We start from the raw sequence: 16553 nt of genomic DNA on the forward strand, positions 1-16553 counted from the left end.
CCCCTGCACTGCGTGATTATTTATGTCGGATTTATTTGCGTAACACGGCGCCGTCGGCGCACACCAGGCTGGCCTTGATGATCTCGTCGTCGCGGTCGATCTTCAGCTGGTCATCCTGGTCGATGATCAGCTTGAGGAAATCGAGCACATTGCGCGCATACAGGGCCGACGCATCGGCCGCCACCAGGCAGGCCAGGTTCGGTTCGCCCACGATATGCACGCCATGCTTGACGACCGTCTTGCCCAGCTCCGACAGCGGGCAGTTGCCGCCCTGCTCGACGGCCAGGTCGACGATCACCGAGCCGGGCTTCATGGCCTTCACGGTGTCTTCGGAAATGAGCACCGGCGCCGGGCGGCCCGGTATCAGCGCGGTGGTGATAATGATGTCGGCCAGCTTGGCGCGTTCGTGTACCAGCTCGGCCTGGCGGCGCATCCAGTCTGCAGGCATGGCGCGCGCATAGCCGCCGGCGCCCTTGGCGATCTCTTTTTCTTCGTCCGTCAGGAAGGGCACGTCGATGAACTTGGCGCCCAGTGATTCGACCTGCTCCTTGACCGGCGGGCGCACATCCGACGCTTCGATCACGGCGCCCAGGCGCTTGGCGGTGGCGATGGCCTGCAGGCCGGCCACGCCCACGCCCATGATCAGCACGCGCGCCGCCTTGACGGTACCGGCTGCCGTCATCAGCATCGGCATAAAGCGCTGATAGGTATTGGCCGCCACCAGCACCGCCTTGTAGCCGGCGATGTTGGCCTGCGACGACAAGACGTCCATCGACTGCGCGCGCGTGATGCGCGGCACTGCTTCAAGCGCAAAGGCCGACAGGCCGGCGCCAGCCATGGCGGCGATATTGTCGGCGTCAAACGGGTTGAGCATGCCGACCAGCACCGTGCCGCTGACCATCAGGGCGCGCTCCTCGGCATCGGGCGCGCGCACCTTGAGCACGATAGCGCTGGTGTAGACGTCGAGCGTGCTGCCGATCTGCGCGCCGGCGGCCAGATAGGCCTCGTCGGGTATCGAAGCGTGCGCGCCGGCCCCTGCCTGCACGATCACCTGGTGCCGGGCCGACAGCTTCTTGACGGTCTCGGGTGTTGCAGCCACCCGTGTCTCGCCAGGGCGCGTTTCAGCCGGTATGCCTATTCTCATGACGCCTCCACTAATAATAAACTGACTAGAATCTAACACGGAAACGGCGGGCCAAAACATTTGTCATTGGGCAACTTCTAGATTCGCCACACTAATTTCATGTAAATTGGGCAAGGCGTTCAGCCATGCGCCCTGCCTAATGGCGCAAACCGGGTTTGTGTCAATCCCGCCACAAATAAGCAACCGCAGTCAACCGTGCACGCTTGTCTTGCCAACCCGGAAAGCCTATATTGTCGGGCGCTTTTGCCCCCACGCCGACCATGTTCGCATGGAGCAGCCCGCAGCTCTGTATCTCCCGCCACAATTTAATAAAACGTTGCCATTTATCAATATATCCGTGCAAAGCAAGCCGGCTTCGGACCGCGCGCGCAGAACAAGATAAAATGTCGGCTCTTTCAAGGATGGAACCATGCCGCGAATCTGGAAACCCTCTGTCACCGTTGCCGCCATCGTCGAGCGCGACGGCCTGTTTTTGCTGATTGAAGAAGAGACCAGTGAAGGTATCAAGCTCAACCAGCCGGCCGGCCACCTCGACCCGTTCGAGTCGCTCGAGCAGGCGGTGATCCGTGAAACGCTGGAAGAAGCGGCCTATGATTTCATTCCGACCGCGCTGGTGGCCATGTATATGTCGCGCTACCGCTCGCAGCGTACCGGCGAGGATGTGACGTATCTGCGCTTCACCTTCTGCGGCACGGCCGGCGCCCAGCACGACCGCCCGCTCGATGAAGGCATTCTGCGCACGCTGTGGATGACGCGCGATGAAATGGCGGCCTGCCAGGATCGTCACCGCAGTCCGCTGGTGCTGCAGTGCGTCGATGAATACCTCGAAGGCCGGCGCGCGCCGCTGTCGCTGCTGCACACGCACGCCTCGGTCTTCAATGACGGCTAGTGCGATTATTTAAGGATATTGGAAAGTCAATGAGCAAGAAGAAAGTCGTGATCGGCATGTCGGGCGGGGTCGATTCCTCGGTGGCCGCATGGATGCTGAAGGAACAGGGCTATGAAGTGATCGGCCTGTTCATGAAAAACTGGGAAGACGACGACGATTCGGAATACTGCTCGACGCGCCAGGACTGGATCGACGCGGCCAGCGTGGCCGACGTGATCGGTGTCGATATCGAAGCGGTCAATTTTGCCGCCGAATACAAGGACCGCGTGTTCGCCGACTTCCTGCGCGAATACCAGGCCGGCCGCACGCCGAACCCGGATGTGCTGTGCAACGCCGAAATCAAATTCAAGGCCTTTCTCGACCACGCGATGACGCTGGGCGCCGACCTGATCGCCACCGGCCACTATGCGCGCGTGCGCCAGTCGCCCACGCAGGCCGGCCAGTTCGAGCTGCTCAAGGCAGTCGACGCCACCAAGGACCAGAGCTACTTCCTGCACCGCCTGAACCAGGCGCAGTTGTCGCGCACGCTGTTCCCGCTTGGTGAAATCCCGAAAACCGAAGTGCGCCAGATCGCTGAAAAACTGGGCCTGCCCAACGCCCAGAAAAAAGACTCGACCGGCATCTGCTTTATCGGCGAGCGCCCGTTCCGCGAATTTTTGAACCGCTATCTGTCGTACAAACCCGGTCCGATGAAAACCCCGGACGGCAAGACCGTGGGCGAACACGTGGGCCTGAGCTTTTACACGCTGGGCCAGCGCAAGGGCATCGGCATCGGCGGCGTGAAGTCGTACCAGAACGCCGACGGCAGCAGCGACGCCTGGTATGTAGCGCGCAAGGATATCGCCAACAACACGCTGTACGTGGTGCAGGGCCATGACCACCCGTGGCTGCTGTCGCCGGCACTGTCGGCCGACCAGGCCAGCTGGATCGCCGGCACCGCGCCGCAGGCCGGCCAGCTGTCAGCCAAGACGCGCTACCGCCAGGCCGACGTGCCGTGCGTGCTGCAGCCCGATGGCGATGCGCTGTTTGCGCTCGACTTCGAGCAGGCGCAATGGGCGGTCACGCCCGGCCAGTCGGCCGTGCTGTATGACGGCGACATCTGCCTGGGTGGCGGCATTATTGCCGGCTCAACCGGCCTGGCCTGAACCTGTCTGCTCCGGGGTAGCAGCAGAGGCGGCTGCCGCCGCCGCAGCCTGCTGCTTGCGCACCATGGCAATGACGGTATTGCGCACGGTTTTCAGCACAGTATCGGCCATAAAGGGCTTGACGATAAAGCCCGATACGCCCATGGCGTGCGCCGCCTGCAGGCTGGCCGCATCGATGCCGCCCGAGACCATGAAAATGAGGCTTTTCGGAAACTGCTCGCGGATGGTCTGCACCACCTTGCTGCCGTCTTCCACCTGTTCGCGCGCGATGCACACGAAATGCGGCCGATGCTTGACCATCAGCACCAGTCCCAGCGCACTGGTGTGGGCCTGGCCGCAGACGTCGTAGCCGCCGTCGGTCAGCACCGTATTGAGCAGGCCGCGCGCCACGGCGCTGCTGTCGATCAGGACTGCCTTTAACATCATGATGTACATCCTTGCTTGATTGTTCTTGCTGCCCGGCGTGAAGAGCCTATTTTTCCCACGCCAGCATATTCCAGGTCACGCCCAGCCTGACATCGGTTTTCAGGGCCACGAGCTTTCTTGAAAGATACAGTATTTCGCGCTCTTTCCGCAGGCTTTCACCGAGTGCGCCGGGCAAAATGCCGGCGCCGGCCATGACCGCGTCGATATTGCCGTAAGCGCGCAACAGTTTGGCGCCCGTTTTCAGGCCGATCTTGGCCACGCCGGGGATGCTGTCGGTGGCGTCGCCCATCAGCGCCAGCAGGTCGGGCAGCAGCTCGGGCGGCACGCCGAACTTCTTTTCAACCCAGGCATGGTCGTGCCAGACGCCCTTGAAGTGGTCCCATACCAGCGCGCCATGCGCGATCAGGCCATGCAGGTCCTTGTCGGTGGTGGCGATCACGGCCGCGCCGCGCCCTTCGTGCAGCCAGCGCATGACGGCCGTGCCGATCACATCGTCGGCCTCCACTTCGGGAATGCTGACCACATGCAGCCCGAAGCCGGCCAGCGTGTCATAAAAAGCCGGCAGCGCCTCGCGCAATACCTGCGGCATCGGCTGGCGCCCTTCGCGGTAGCCGGCATACAGCGCATGGCGCCAGGTCGGGCCGCCAAAGTCGAACGCCGGCAGGATATGCGTCGGCTCGTGGTCGTTGATCAGGGTGCGGAACGACGACAGCGCATGGCGCAGCGCGATATCGGCCTTCAGGTCGGAATCGGGTTCGGGACTGGCTTCGTAGACGCGGCGTACGATATTCAAGCCGTCGATAGCGAGGAGTCGGGCCATGCGGATCTGTCTCGGTGCGGGTGGAAGCGCGCATTTTACCGTATCGACCAGCCCGCCCTACCCTGGCCATTGCCCTTACTTTGCGTAATCGTAAGGCCCGCCGCGTTCGAGCGCGCGCTGGTAGGCGGGCCGCGCGTGAATGCGCTGCAGAAAAGCCGTCAGTTTTGGCAAGCTGCCATCGAGGCCGGCGCGCGAGGCGGCCGCTTCCAGCGGAAAGCTCATCTGGATATCGGCGGCGGAAAACTCGTTACCGGCAAACCATTTGTGCTTGTCCAGTTCGGCTTCCATATACGCCAGCTGGCTGGCGATATTGGGCTCGACAAACGTGCTTTTCACCTTGCGCGCAATGCCGCGCGCAATCGGCTTGGCAAAGAACGGCATCGGGCTCGACTCCACCTTGTCGAACACCAGCTTCATCAGCAGCGGCGACATGGCCGAGCCTTCGGCAAAGTGCAGCCAGTAGGTCCAGCGCAGTTTTTCCGGCGTGCCGGCAGCCGGTACCAGGCGGCCATTGCCATAACGCTCGACCAGGTAGTCAATAATGGCGCCCGACTCGGCCACCGTATTGGCGCCGTCGGTAATCACGGGCGACTTGCCCAGCGGATGGATGGCTTTCAGGGAGGCTGGCGCCAGCATGGTGACCGGATCGCGCTGGTAGCGCTTGACTTCGTATTCGAGACCGAGCTCTTCGAGCAGCCACAGCACGCGCTGCGAGCGCGAGTTATTAAGATGGTGGACAACGATCATGGCATTCCCATAGACAGATAAGTGGCTGCCAGTATAGCCTTGAGGGCACCGCGCACGCCTGCACACGCCAATGGCAAGCAATTATATTGCGCACGAACAATATTTCGATTGACAACATTTTGCATTTACAGCATCTTATTTCTTTTTCAATATGCAAGGACCTGGCGTGGAACTCGACAGCAACAACCCTGGCAACCCCGGCAACGGCGCAATCCACCGCGAAGCCATTACTTTCAGCGCAACCGGCAGCGAGTACTTCCGCATCTGGATCGTCAACCTGCTGCTGAGCATTGTCACGCTGGGCATCTATTCGGCCTGGGCCAAGGTACGCCGCAACCGCTATTTCTATTCCAGCACCCACCTGGCTGGCAGCAGCTTCGAATACCACGGCAATGCGGTGGCCATCCTCAAGGGCCGCATTGCCGCCGTGGTGCTGATCGCCGGCTACAATATCGCCCTCCAGGTGTCGCCCTTTATCGGCTTGGTCATGTTCGTGCTGATGGCCGCCATACTGCCCTGGCTGGTCTGGAAAAGCCTGCAGTTCAAGCTGTACAACACCAGCTATCGCGGCATCCGTTTCGGCTTTGGCGGCAGCGCCAAACAGGCCTACAAATACTTCCTGTGGCTGCCGCTGCTGAACATGTTTACCGCCGGCATGATGACGCCGTTCCTGCACCAGCGCCTGAAGCGCTTCCAGCATACGGAAAGCCGCTTCGGTACCAGCCACTTCAGCTTTGACGCCACCGTCGGCAGCTTCTACAAGACCTATCTGCTGTTTTTTGCGCTGCTGTTCGGCGGCCTGCTGGTACTGATCTTCGTGGTCTTCGGCAGCGTGTTTGCCTCGTTTGCCGCCAACACCAGCGACGCCAGCAAGGTCGGCAGCCTGCTGTTGGCCATCGGCGCGCTGTACCTGTACGCGTTTACCGTGCTGCCGCTGTTCCTGACCATGATCCAGAACCTGATCTGGAACCACACGCGCCTGCAGCAGCACCAGTTCCAGTCGCAGCTGACCTGGGGCCGCACCACCTTTGTCATGCTGACCAATCTGCTGGGCATCGTCGTTACACTGGGCCTGTTTACGCCATTTGCCCATGTGCGCTGGCTGAAGTACCGGCTGGAGTCGACCGCACTGCTGGCGCAGGGCAGCCTCGACGAATTCGTGGCCGCCACCGGCCAACAGGTTTCGGCTACCGGCGAAGGCGTGGTCGACCTGCTGGACTTCGACCTGTCGATCTGACCGATGAGCATCGACAGCCAGGGCGCAGGCGTCGCCGCGCGCTATTTCGACGGCCACAGCTCGCGCCTGTACCACGTCAGCCTGCAGGTGGCCGACGGCGAGGCGGTGCTGACCGGCGACATAACGCGGCGCTGCCCGCTGGCGCAGCTGCATGTGTCCGAGCGCAGCAGCCACGCGGTGCGCAAGGTCAGCTTTCCCGATGGCGCCTATCTGGAAATTGCCGACCAGGCAGCCTTCAACGACCTGCTCCATACCAGCGGCCACCGTGACGGCTGGGTGGTAAGGCTACAGCAAAGCTGGCGCGGTGCACTGCTGGCGCTGGCCGCCACCGTGCTGGCGCTGGTGCTCAGCTACCAGTACCTGCTGCCGCTGGCGGCCAAGGGCATTGCCTACGCGCTGCCGGTGTCGGTCGAGCGCCAGCTGGGCCAGGGCGTGCTCGATATGCTCGACCGCCATGTGTTTGCGCCCAGCGAACTGCCAGCAGCGCGCCAGCAGGCACTGCGCCAGCGCTTTGCGCAGCTGGCGCCGCCCGATGGCAATGCGCTCGAACATCGCATCGTTTTCCGCAAGAGCAAGATCGGTCCGAACGCGTTTGCCCTGCCTTCGGGCGACATTATCCTGACCGATGAAATGGTCAAGCTGATGCCCGACGACCTGGCCATCATGGGCGTGCTGGCGCATGAACTCGGGCATCTGCAGCGGCGCCACCTGACGCGGCGCATTATCCAGACCTCGGCCGTCGGCGCCGGCGCAGCGCTGCTGTTTGGCGATGTATCGACCGTAGTGGCCACCCTGCCGCCGTTGCTGCTGGACCTGAAGTATTCGCGCGACGTCGAGCGCGAAGCAGACGACTATGCGATTGCCATGCTGCGCCATAACGGCATCGCGCTCGAACACCTGGCGCAGGTGTTCGTGGCGCTGGGCAAGCTCGATACCGATACGCCATATCTGTCGAGCCATCCGGCCAGCGCCGAACGCGTGGCGCGCATCCGCGCGGCGCAGTAAGGCGCCAGGCCATGGCGGTATTGCCGCCATGGCCCCCATGCCCCCCTCATGCAAGAATGGCAAATCGCGGCTACACTCGTCAGTTATTCCTGAACAGCCTAGCCGGAGTATTCATGCATCTTGCAGCATTTCGCTACCTGGCCTTCGTGGCCACGGCAGCCGTATTTCTCGTTTCCCTGTTTTTTGATGAACATCCGTGGCTGCCACTGCTGGCCGGTGCACTGACCCTGGTCGGCCTGGTCGACCTGCTGCAAAAGAAAAGCGCGCTGCGCCGCAACTACCCGATCCTGGCCCACTTCCGCTATTTTTTCGAAAGCATCCGCCCCGAGATCCGCCAGTATTTTCTCGAGAGCGACGGCGAAGCCACGCCGTTCTCGCGCAGCCAGCGCAGCATCGTCTACCAGCGGGCAAAGCAGCAGACCGACAAGCGCCCGTTCGGCACCCAGCTCGATGTGTACGAAGCCGGCTATGAGTGGATCAACCATTCGATCGCGCCGGCCAAGGTCACGGGCCACGATTTCCGCATCGAGATCGGCAACCATCCCGACTGTCCGCGCGCGCAGCCCTATTCGGCCAGCGTGTTCAATATTTCAGCGATGAGTTTTGGCGCGCTGTCGGCCAACGCCATCCTGGCGCTCAATGGCGGTGCACGCGCCGGCAACTTCATGCACGACACGGGCGAAGGCAGCATCAGCCCGTATCACCGCAGCAACGGCGGCGACCTGGTCTGGGAAATCGGCTCGGGCTACTTTGGCTGCCGCAATCCCGATGGCACGTTTTCGGAAGAGCGCTTCGTGGCCAATGCCAGTTCGCCGCAGGTGAAAATGATCGAACTGAAAATGTCGCAGGGCGCCAAGCCCGGCCACGGCGGCGTGCTGCCCGGCCCCAAGGTGACGGCAGAAATTGCCGCCACGCGCGGCGTGGCAATCGGTGAAGACTGCGTCTCGCCGGCAGCGCACAGCGCGTTCTCCACGCCACTGGAAATGCTGCACTTTATCGAGCGCCTGCGCACCCTGTCCGGCGGCAAGCCGACCGGCTTCAAACTGGCCATCGGCCATCCGTGGGAGTTCTTCGGCATCGTGAAAGCCATGCTGGCCACCGGCATCACGCCCGACTTTATCGTGGTCGATGGCAGCGAAGGCGGCACCGGTGCGGCGCCGCTGGAATTTACCGACCATGTCGGCACACCGCTGCAGGAAGCACTGGTGCTGGTGCATAACACGCTGGTGGGCGCCAACCTGCGTGAGCGCGTCAAGCTCGGCTGCTCGGGCAAGATCATTACCGCATTTGACATTGCGCGCCTGATGGCGCTCGGTGCCGACTGGTGCAATTCGGCGCGCGGCTTCATGTTTGCGCTCGGCTGCATCCAGTCGCAAAGCTGCCATACCGACCGCTGCCCGACCGGCGTGGCGACCCAGGACCCGCAGCGCCAGCGTGCACTGGTGGTGCCGGACAAAGCCGAGCGCGTGGCGCACTTTCACCAGAACACGCTGAAAGCGCTGGCCGAACTGATTGCCGCGGCCGGCCTGCAGCATCCGCAGCAGCTGCGCCCACACCATCTGGTGCGGCGCATCTCGCCCAACCAGGTCAGGCTGGCCTCGGCGCTGCTGCCGTTCCTGGAAGCGGGTCAGCTGCTCGACCCGAGCCAGCTGCCGCAGCTGCCGCCCGTCTACGGCCTGTACTGGCCCAAGGCGCAGGCCGAATCGTTCCAGCAGCTCGATCCAGCCGCTTAACGCAGCAGGTTGACCTTGGCCAGGTCGACCAGTTCGCCGGCGCGCCCATCGAGGACGGCCTTGAGCATGAACACGCCGAACTTGTGCGCTTCCGCAGCAGTGGTCTTGGGCGGCATGATCAGCTCCTGGCGCGCACTGACCACATCGACCAGCACCGGACCATCGTACGCCAGCGCCTCGCGGATGGCCTCTTCGAGCTGGCCGGGGTGCTCGACGCGGATGCCCTTGATCCCCACGCCAACGGCCATCGCGGCAAAGTTCGGATTGTTCAGCTCGCAGCCGGTATCGAGAAAGCCGTTGGCCTTCATTTCCATCTCCACAAAGCCCAGCGTGCCGTTATTGAGCACGATGATCTTGACCGGCAGGCCCAGTTGCACCAGCGAGAGAAATTCGCCCATCATCATGGCAAAGCCGCCGTCGCCCGACATCGAGATCACCTGGCGGCCAGGGTGCGACACCTGCGCCCCGATGGCCTGCAGCATGGCGTTGGCCATCGAGCCGTGGTTGAACGAGCCGACCAGGCGGCGCTTGCCATTCATCTTCAGGTAGCGCGCAGTCCAGGCGATGGGCGTGCCGACGTCGCAGGTAAAGATGGCGTCATCGGCGGCCAGCTCGCTGACGATGCGCGTGACGGCCTGCGGGTGGATGGCGCGCGTGTCGCCATCGAGTTCGGCCAGGCGATCCAGTTCCTGGCGCGCCTGCACATAGTCTTCACGGGCGCGCGCAAGAAAGCTGCCGTCGGTTCTGGCAACGAGCCGGGGCAGCACTGCACTGATGGTTTCCTTCACGCCGCCCAAGAGGCCCAGCGTCAGCGCGCAGCGGTTGCCCAGCGCTTCCGGACGCAGGTCGACCTGGGCAATCTTCGCGTCTTCGGGGAAGAACTGGCGGTACGGGAAATCGGCGCCCAGCACCAGCAAGGTGTCGCAGCTTTTCATGGTCTTGTAGCCCGAGGCAAAACCAACCAGACCGGTCATGCCGACGTCGTTGGGATTGTCGTATTCGATATGCTCCTTGCCGCGTAGCGTATGGACTATCGGCGCCTGCAGTGTTGCGGCCAGCGCCATCACCTCGGCGTGCGCACCGGCGCAGCCAGCGCCGCAAAACAGCGCCACGCGTCCGCCCTCGTTGAGCAGCGACGCCAGCGCATCGATCTGCGCCGCCGCCGGCACCACCAGCGGCGGGGACGGAAACACCCACTGTGGCACCTCTTGTTTCAGGGTCTGCAGCGCCACGTCGCCGGGAATCACTACCACCGCCACGCCGCGCCGGGCCACCGCCACGCGCATGGCGCGCGCCAGCACCTGCGGCAGCACGGCGGGCGTGGACACCAGTTCCACGTAATGGCTGCACTCCCGAAACAGGCTTTCAGGGTGGGTCGCCTGAAAATAATCGATGCCGATCTCGGTGCTCGGTATATGCGCCGCTATCGCCAGCACCGGCACGCCGCTGCGCTGGCAGTCGAACAGGCCGTTGATCAGATGCAGGTTGCCGGGGCCGCAGCTGCCGGCGCACACCGCCAGTTCGCCCGTCAGGTGCGCCTCGGCGCCGGCGGCAAAGGCCGCGCCCTCTTCGTGGCGCATATGCACCCAGTCGATGACGCCGTCGCGCCGCAGCGCATCGGTCAGGCCATTGAGCGAATCGCCCACCACGCCGTAGATGCGTTTGACGTCGGCCTGGGCCAGCGTTTTTGACATGTAGTCTGCAACAGTGCTGCTCATCGGTGCTACCTCCTTGAAAGATGGGATGGATGCAGTTGCCGAGTCTAGCAAAGATAGCGATTGTGTTCCGCCAGCCTGTATTGCCGCTTGCAGGCATGGGCAAATCCCCTACAATAGCCGCGCACATACACAATCACAGGAGTGGCGGCATGGAGCAGCACTTGCGCGAAAAAGTGGGACAGTTGTTTATGGTGGGCTTTGACGGCCTGCAGCCAAACGACCATATCGAACGGCTGATACGCGAACACCGCATCGGTGGCGTGATTCTGTTTCGCCGCAATGTCCACACGCCCGAACAGGTCGCACGACTATGCCGGCAACTGCAGCAGATCAATGCCGAGGTATCCGATGTGCCGCTGCTGATTTCGATCGACCAGGAAGGCGGCATGGTGATGCGCATCGAGCAGGGCGTCACGCCGATTCCGTCGGCGATGGCCTTCCAGGCAGCCGGTTCGGTGCCCGACTGCGAGCGCATGAACCGCGTCAGCGGCGATGAAATGCGCCAGCTGGGCATCAACCTGATGCTTGCGCCGGTACTCGACATCAACAACAACCGCGACAATCCCGTGATCGGCGTGCGCGCCTACGGCGAAAACGCCGCCACCGTGATCGACTACGGGCTGGCTGCCATGCGCGGCCAGCAAAGCGCCGGCGTGGCCGTCACGGCCAAGCACTTCCCGGGCCACGGCGACACCGCCACCGACACCCACCATGCGATGGCGCAGGTCGGCCACGACAAGGCGCGCCTGCAGGCGGTGGAGCTGGCGCCGTTCAGGGCCGCGATTGCCGCCGGCGTGGACGCCATCATGACCGCGCATGTGATGTTTCCAGCATTTGAGGGCGGCGCCGGCGTACCGGCCACGCTGTCGAAAAACGTCTTGAGCGGCCTGCTGCGCGGCGAAATGGGCTTTGAGGGTGCGATCATTTCCGACTGCCTGGAAATGGCCGCGATTGCCGATGGCGTGGGCGTGCCGCAAGGCGCGCTGGCCACCTTGCAGGCTGGCGCCGATATCGCCCTGATTTCACATAGCGAAGCACGGCAGGTCGCTGCCATCGAAGCGGTCATCCAGGCGGGGCAGAACGGCGCCCTCAGCATGCAGCAGATCGATGCTGCGGTAGCGCGCGTGGCCCGGCTCAAGCAGGTGGCGGCCGTGCGCGAGTGGCGCAGCCTGCCCTCGCTGCCGCCTTCATTGATGGCGCCATCGGCCATGGCGCTGTCGCAGCAGTTGCACGCAGCGGCACTGCAGGTACAAGGCGCCTGCCCTGCGCTTGATCCGGCGCTGCCGGTCACCCTGATTACCGTGGAAGTGCGCGCCCGCAGCGAGATCGATGAAGTGGCGCTCGGGCGCAACCGCGAAGCACGCGGCTCGATGCACGATGGCTTGCAGGCGGCAGGTTTTGACGTCAGGGAGTGTGCGCTGTCGGTGCAGGCGCCCGACGATGAAGTTGACGCCGCCATCGCCTTTGCACAAGGCGCGCAGCAGATCGTGCTGCAGACGTATAACGCGGTGCTCTCGGGTGGCCAGCGCCGGTTGGTCGCTGCGCTGCCACAAGAGAGGCTATGGCTGGTGGCAGGCAGGCTGCCGTATGACATGGATCTGGCGCCAGGCGCGCAGGGCCGGCTGGCCGCATTCGGTTGCCGGCCAGCTGCGCTGGCGCCGGTGGCGCAAAAGCTGGCAACAGCCTAGCGCTGCACCATCATAATGACGCGCTTGTTGGGCTTGTCGCCAGCCGGCGCGTCTGTTTTTGGCGCCGGCGTGTCGCACGAGCCGCAGGAACCGCAGCCGCTGCCGCAGCCCGGTGCGATCTTGAACAGCACCGACATCTTCGCTTCATCAAGGCCGCAGCGCACCAGGCCACGCACGATGGCGCGCCGCATGCCGGCCGGCAGGTAGCGGGTGGAAAAATGCAGCACGGCTGCAGCCACGATCAGGGCAACGATAATGGTTTGCCACATGATGCTCTCCTATGCGCCCAGCAGCAGGGCTATGCGGTACGTAATGAAGGAAGCGCCGTAGGCCAGCGCGAACATATAGCCGGCCATCAGCAGCGCATAGCGCGTGGCGCCCGTTTCGCGCTTGACCACCGACAGCGTGGACAGGCACTGCGGTGCAAATACATACCAGGCCAGCAGCGACAGCGCGGTGGCCAGCGACCATGAATGGGCGATCAGCGGCTCGAGCGAGGCAGCCAGCGCATCGCCGCTTTGCGACAGCGCATACACGGTACCCAGCGCGCCGACCGCCACTTCACGCGCTGCCATGCCCGGCACCAGCGCAATGCAGATCTGCCAGTTAAAGCCGATCGGCGCAAAAATCACTTCCAGGCCACGGCCCAAGATGCCGGCCAGGCTGTAGTAAATTGGCGGATGGATGGCGTTGTCCGGCGGGCCAGGGAAGGTGCTGAGGAACCACAGGATGATCATCAGCGTGAGGATGATGGTGCCGACGCGCGTGAGGAAGATCTTGGCGCGCTCCCACAGGCTCACGGCCAGGTTGCGCAGGTGTGGCCAGTGGTAGGCCGGCAGTTCGAGCAGCAGCGGATGCTGGCTTTTCACGCCCATGCTGCGCTTCATCACCCAGGCCACGATCATGGCCGAGATAATGCCGGCAAAATACAGCACAAACAGCACCAGACCCTGCAGGCTCAGCAAGCCCCATACCTGGCGCTCGGGAATAAAGGCGGCAATGATCAAGGCATACACGGGCAGGCGCGCCGAACAGGTCATCAACGGCGCAATCATGATGGTGACCAGGCGGTCGCGCGGATTCTGGATGGTGCGCGCGGCCATCACGCCGGGAATGGCGCAGGCAAAGCTCGACAGCAGCGGAATAAAGGCGCGGCCCGACAGGCCCACGCCGCCCATCAGGCGGTCGAGCAAAAAGGCCGCGCGCGGCAGGTAGCCGCAGTCTTCCAGGCTCAGGATAAAGAAGAACAGGATCAGAATCTGCGGCAGGAATACCAGCACGCTGCCCACGCCGCCGATCACGCCTTCGACCAGCAGGCTTTTCAGATGGCCGTCAGGCATATTGGCCGTCAGCACGGCGCCCAGGTGCTCGACACCAGCGGTAATCATTTCCATCGGCGTGGCGGCCCAGGCAAACACCGCCTGGAAGATCAGGAACATCAGCACGGCCAGGATAATTGGGCCCATGACCGGATGCAGCACCACGTTGTCGATCTTTTCGGTCAGGTTGCCGCTGTCGGCGCTGTCATTGCTGACGATAGCGAGAATGCGGCGCACTTCGCGCTGGGTTGCCTCGACCGACACGCTGTCGATGCTGGACAAAGGCTGCGGATCGGCCGGCGGCAGCGGCAGCATGGCGTCGATGGCGGCCAGCAGCGCTTTTTCACCGTCGTGCTGGACGGCGATGGTTTCGACCACCGGCATGCCCAGCTCCTGGGACAGTTTGGCCGCGTCGATCACCAGGCCGCGTTTTTTGGCCACGTCGGTCATGTTCAGCGACAGCAGCATCGGCAGGCCCAGGCGCTTGACTTCGAGCACCAGGCGCAAATTGAGGCGCAAGTTGGTGGCGTCGACCACGCAGATGATCGCGTCGGGGCGCGGATCGCCCGGGCGCAGGCCGCCGACCACATCACGCGTAATGGCTTCGTCCGGCGTGGTGGCCGACAGGCTGTAGGCGCCCGGCAGGTCAAGCAGGCGCACCGGCGTACCGGCTGGCGTGGTGAAATGGCCTTCCTTGCGTTCGATGGTGACGCCGGCGTAATTGGCCACTTTCTGGCGCGAGCCGGTCAGGCGGTTGAACAGTGCGGTCTTGCCGCAGTTGGGATTGCCCAGCAAGGCGATTTGCGGCTGGGACGACGCTTTTTTCGCGCCATCGAGCCTGGTTTCTACTGCACCCATAAATATATTTCCGCTTCAGTCGAAGTTAAGCCAGTGGTTGAATCGTGATCAGGGCCGCTTCGAAGCGGCGCAGGGCAAAGGTGGCATTGCCGACCTTGATGGCGAGCGGGTCGCCACCGGGAATGCCGCGCTTGAGCATGCGGATACGTTCACCGGGAACAAATCCCAGCTCCATCAACCGGCGGGCAAGGTCAACGCCATCGCCCACCTGGTCCGCCGGAAGCGGCGTGATATGCAGCACAGTACCGCTCTGACCCACTGCAAGGGCGTCGAGGGTGATCTGGGTTGGTGCTTGAGTCATGAGCAAATTTCCGTTCAAGTTAAGGCATCCCGTACTTTGTTGTGGAATACCGACAACTGGCCTGAAAAAAACGCGGTCAGGCAGCGAGCGTCCGAGACAATACCAGCATTATAGTCATGAATGCGAATTGTTTTTATTTAGCCCTCGAAGAGGTCAATAACGGCACCTTTTCGCAGCGGTTTCCAACTGGCAAGCCAGGCCTGCAAACAGCGTCGGCACCGCACCGGTATCAAGAGCACCGATCAAATCGCTTGCAATGTTAGCGCCTTTGCGCGACAATTGGAAACGTAATGATAATGATTCTCATTAAAACGTTAGCAACAAAGTGCCCGGCAACACTCTTTTTTCGGCACTACTTTTAGCCACAAGGTGCGTCAATGATTGTATGTGTCTGCAACAACATCTCTGATCGTGAAATCCGCCAGGCGGTTGACCTGGGCCTGACCAGCATGGCCGAACTGCGCCGCGATCTCGGCGTGGCCACCTGCTGCGGCAAATGCCATACCTGTGCACGCGAAGTGCTCAATGAACACCTCGAAGCCACCGTGGCCTTGCGGGAAACCGTTATTTCACGAAGCACGGTGCTGACCAACTAACAAGAAAGCGATGAACGCCATGACGATGATGCCCCCGCCCATTACGGTGCAGGCCGTGGAACACTATGCTGGCTTTGAAAAAAAGCGCAGCAAGGTGGTACCGCTGACGCTCATCCTCGTGCTGCATATCGCCGCTTTCTATGCCATCCAGAGCGGCCTCCTGAGCCGCGTGGTCAGCGCCGCCATGCCGACCATTACCACCATTAATATCATCGCGCCGCCGGCACCACCGAAGCCGCCTGCGCCAGCCGTGCCGAAAACGGTGGAACTGAGCGCGCCGATGCCGCGCGCCGTGATTCCGCCACTGCCGCTGATCGCCGTGGCGCCAAGCGAACCGACCATTACGCCGCCGCAGCCATCGCGCGCGGAAGTGGCGCCACCGGCAGCGACGCCAGCACCGGCGGCGCCATCGACACCAGCGCCGTCACCACCGGCGCCAGCCACCCCGCGCACCGTCAGCAGCGTCGAATACATCAAGGCGCCGCAACTGGTCTATCCGAACATGTCGCGCCGCCTGGGCGAAAGCGGCACCGTGGTACTGCGCATCCTGATCAATGAAAAAGGCCTGCCCGAGCAGATCCTGATCCACAAATCGAGCGGCTACAACAACCTCGATGAAGCCGGCCGCCAGTCGGCCCTGCGCGCCCTGTTCAAGCCGATGATTGAAAACGGCAAGGCCGTGCCAGTCTATGTGCTGGTACCACTGACCTATCAACTGAGCTAGCCCGGGGCGGCCGCGCGCCGCCATCGCCAGCCCCGCAAGCATCGCGCTTTGTGCCCTGCTTGCTTTTTTGCGCCTGTTTTTATTCAAGCGATTTGCTTGTTGAGTCTGCCAGCCTACATCCCCGGGCGAGGCAGACTTTTTTTTGGAATCAAGCGGGCGTAGGTCGGATTAGCGGGGCAAAGCCACGCGTAATCCGACAACAT

At 62.8% G+C, this 16553-nt stretch carries 16 protein-coding genes; 8 read left to right on the forward strand and 8 right to left on the reverse strand.

The window, feature by feature from the left end; translation table 11 throughout:
* Window positions 1-31: 31 nt before the first annotated feature.
* Window positions 32-1144, reverse strand: coding sequence for a Re/Si-specific NAD(P)(+) transhydrogenase subunit alpha (locus GCM43_RS07280; protein WP_152242839.1), 1113 nt, complete (start codon window positions 1142-1144; stop codon window positions 32-34).
* A 409-nt stretch (window positions 1145-1553) separates the two neighbouring features.
* Between GCM43_RS07280 and GCM43_RS07285 the strand changes: the two genes are divergently transcribed.
* Together GCM43_RS07285 and mnmA are read left to right on the forward strand one after the other, a co-directional pair.
* Window positions 1554-2033 (forward strand): NUDIX hydrolase, encoded by a 480-nt coding sequence (locus GCM43_RS07285; RefSeq protein WP_152242840.1) that lies wholly within the window; start codon window positions 1554-1556, stop codon window positions 2031-2033.
* A gap of 29 nt (window positions 2034-2062) precedes the next feature.
* A complete protein-coding gene (gene mnmA, locus GCM43_RS07290) occupies window positions 2063-3178 on the forward strand; it encodes a tRNA 2-thiouridine(34) synthase MnmA (RefSeq protein WP_152242841.1) in 1116 nt (371 codons plus the stop codon).
* Here mnmA and GCM43_RS07295 read toward each other — a convergent pair.
* From GCM43_RS07295 to GCM43_RS07305, 3 genes are all read right to left on the reverse strand, one after another.
* Window positions 3161-3601 carry a response regulator gene (locus GCM43_RS07295; RefSeq protein ID WP_152242980.1) on the reverse strand — a complete coding sequence of 147 codons (441 nt, stop codon included), beginning with the start codon at window positions 3599-3601 and terminating at the stop codon, window positions 3161-3163. The two genes, mnmA and GCM43_RS07295, sit on opposite strands and share 18 nt — an antisense overlap.
* Before the next feature lie 49 nt (window positions 3602-3650).
* Window positions 3651-4424, reverse strand: coding sequence for a 5'-3' exonuclease (locus GCM43_RS07300; RefSeq protein WP_152242842.1), 774 nt, complete (start codon window positions 4422-4424; stop codon window positions 3651-3653).
* 75 nt (window positions 4425-4499) lie between these two features.
* Window positions 4500-5171: a glutathione S-transferase gene (locus tag GCM43_RS07305; protein WP_152242843.1), complete on the reverse strand. Its 672-nt coding sequence runs from the start codon at window positions 5169-5171 to the stop codon at window positions 4500-4502.
* Between the two features lie 166 nt (window positions 5172-5337).
* On the opposite strand from GCM43_RS07305, the gene GCM43_RS07310 reads away from it, so the two are divergent.
* From GCM43_RS07310 to GCM43_RS07320, 3 genes are all read left to right on the forward strand, one after another.
* The gene (locus GCM43_RS07310; protein ID WP_226929372.1) at window positions 5338-6408 is read left to right on the forward strand and encodes a YjgN family protein; all 1071 of its coding nucleotides are present in this window, start codon (window positions 5338-5340) and stop codon (window positions 6406-6408) included.
* 3 nt (window positions 6409-6411) lie between these two features.
* On the forward strand, window positions 6412-7413 hold the full coding sequence (locus GCM43_RS07315) for a M48 family metallopeptidase (protein WP_152242845.1): 1002 nt from the start codon (window positions 6412-6414) through the stop codon (window positions 7411-7413).
* Window positions 7414-7526: 113 nt separating this feature from the next.
* Entirely contained in the window at window positions 7527-9146 is a 1620-nt protein-coding gene (locus tag GCM43_RS07320) for an FMN-binding glutamate synthase family protein (RefSeq protein WP_152242846.1), read from the forward strand.
* Here the strand turns inward: GCM43_RS07320 and poxB are convergent.
* Window positions 9143-10864 carry a ubiquinone-dependent pyruvate dehydrogenase gene (gene poxB / locus GCM43_RS07325; RefSeq protein WP_152242847.1) on the reverse strand — a complete coding sequence of 574 codons (1722 nt, stop codon included), beginning with the start codon at window positions 10862-10864 and terminating at the stop codon, window positions 9143-9145. The two genes, GCM43_RS07320 and poxB, sit on opposite strands and share 4 nt — an antisense overlap.
* A 149-nt stretch (window positions 10865-11013) precedes the next feature.
* Between poxB and nagZ the strand changes: the two genes are divergently transcribed.
* Window positions 11014-12552: a beta-N-acetylhexosaminidase gene (gene nagZ, locus GCM43_RS07330; protein ID WP_152242848.1), complete on the forward strand. Its 1539-nt coding sequence runs from the start codon at window positions 11014-11016 to the stop codon at window positions 12550-12552.
* On the opposite strand, the gene GCM43_RS07335 is transcribed toward nagZ, so the two are convergent.
* From GCM43_RS07335 to GCM43_RS07345, 3 genes are read right to left on the reverse strand one after another with little or no spacing between them, the layout of a single operon-like run.
* Window positions 12549-12821, reverse strand: a complete 273-nt coding sequence (locus GCM43_RS07335; RefSeq protein WP_152242849.1) for a DUF6587 family protein — start codon at window positions 12819-12821, stop codon at window positions 12549-12551. The two genes, nagZ and GCM43_RS07335, sit on opposite strands and share 4 nt — an antisense overlap.
* 9 nt (window positions 12822-12830) lie before the next feature.
* Window positions 12831-14729 carry a ferrous iron transporter B gene (feoB, locus tag GCM43_RS07340; RefSeq protein WP_152242850.1) on the reverse strand — a complete coding sequence of 633 codons (1899 nt, stop codon included), beginning with the start codon at window positions 14727-14729 and terminating at the stop codon, window positions 12831-12833.
* 25 nt (window positions 14730-14754) lie between these two features.
* Window positions 14755-15030 carry a FeoA family protein gene (locus GCM43_RS07345; protein ID WP_152242851.1) on the reverse strand — a complete coding sequence of 92 codons (276 nt, stop codon included), beginning with the start codon at window positions 15028-15030 and terminating at the stop codon, window positions 14755-14757.
* A gap of 377 nt (window positions 15031-15407) precedes the next feature.
* Here GCM43_RS07345 and GCM43_RS07350 point away from each other — a divergent pair, with 377 nt between their 5' ends.
* A complete protein-coding gene (locus GCM43_RS07350) occupies window positions 15408-15626 on the forward strand; it encodes a (2Fe-2S)-binding protein (RefSeq protein WP_152242852.1) in 219 nt (72 codons plus the stop codon).
* 19 nt (window positions 15627-15645) lie between these two features.
* On the forward strand, window positions 15646-16350 hold the full coding sequence (locus GCM43_RS07355; RefSeq protein WP_152242853.1) for an energy transducer TonB: 705 nt from the start codon (window positions 15646-15648) through the stop codon (window positions 16348-16350).
* Window positions 16351-16553 lie beyond the last annotated feature (203 nt).

Source organism: Janthinobacterium aquaticum (assembly GCF_009208565.1).
GTDB lineage: Bacteria > Pseudomonadota > Gammaproteobacteria > Burkholderiales > Burkholderiaceae_D > Janthinobacterium.

Coding starts and splice junctions, on each gene's coding strand:
- GCM43_RS07280 (WP_152242839.1), bottom strand. CDS start 1,144: ATGAGAATAGGCATACCGGCTGAAACGCGCCCTGGCGAGACACGGGTG.
- GCM43_RS07285 (WP_152242840.1), top strand. CDS start 1,554: ATGCCGCGAATCTGGAAACCCTCTGTCACCGTTGCCGCCATCGTCGAG.
- mnmA (WP_152242841.1), top strand. CDS start 2,063: ATGAGCAAGAAGAAAGTCGTGATCGGCATGTCGGGCGGGGTCGATTCC.
- GCM43_RS07295 (WP_152242980.1), bottom strand. CDS start 3,601: ATGTTAAAGGCAGTCCTGATCGACAGCAGCGCCGTGGCGCGCGGCCTG.
- GCM43_RS07300 (WP_152242842.1), bottom strand. CDS start 4,424: ATGGCCCGACTCCTCGCTATCGACGGCTTGAATATCGTACGCCGCGTC.
- GCM43_RS07305 (WP_152242843.1), bottom strand. CDS start 5,171: ATGATCGTTGTCCACCATCTTAATAACTCGCGCTCGCAGCGCGTGCTG.
- GCM43_RS07315 (WP_152242845.1), top strand. CDS start 6,412: ATGAGCATCGACAGCCAGGGCGCAGGCGTCGCCGCGCGCTATTTCGAC.
- GCM43_RS07320 (WP_152242846.1), top strand. CDS start 7,527: ATGCATCTTGCAGCATTTCGCTACCTGGCCTTCGTGGCCACGGCAGCC.
- poxB (WP_152242847.1), bottom strand. CDS start 10,864: ATGAGCAGCACTGTTGCAGACTACATGTCAAAAACGCTGGCCCAGGCC.
- nagZ (WP_152242848.1), top strand. CDS start 11,014: ATGGAGCAGCACTTGCGCGAAAAAGTGGGACAGTTGTTTATGGTGGGC.
- GCM43_RS07335 (WP_152242849.1), bottom strand. CDS start 12,821: ATGTGGCAAACCATTATCGTTGCCCTGATCGTGGCTGCAGCCGTGCTG.
- feoB (WP_152242850.1), bottom strand. CDS start 14,729: ATGGGTGCAGTAGAAACCAGGCTCGATGGCGCGAAAAAAGCGTCGTCC.
- GCM43_RS07345 (WP_152242851.1), bottom strand. CDS start 15,030: ATGACTCAAGCACCAACCCAGATCACCCTCGACGCCCTTGCAGTGGGT.
- GCM43_RS07350 (WP_152242852.1), top strand. CDS start 15,408: ATGATTGTATGTGTCTGCAACAACATCTCTGATCGTGAAATCCGCCAG.
- GCM43_RS07355 (WP_152242853.1), top strand. CDS start 15,646: ATGACGATGATGCCCCCGCCCATTACGGTGCAGGCCGTGGAACACTAT.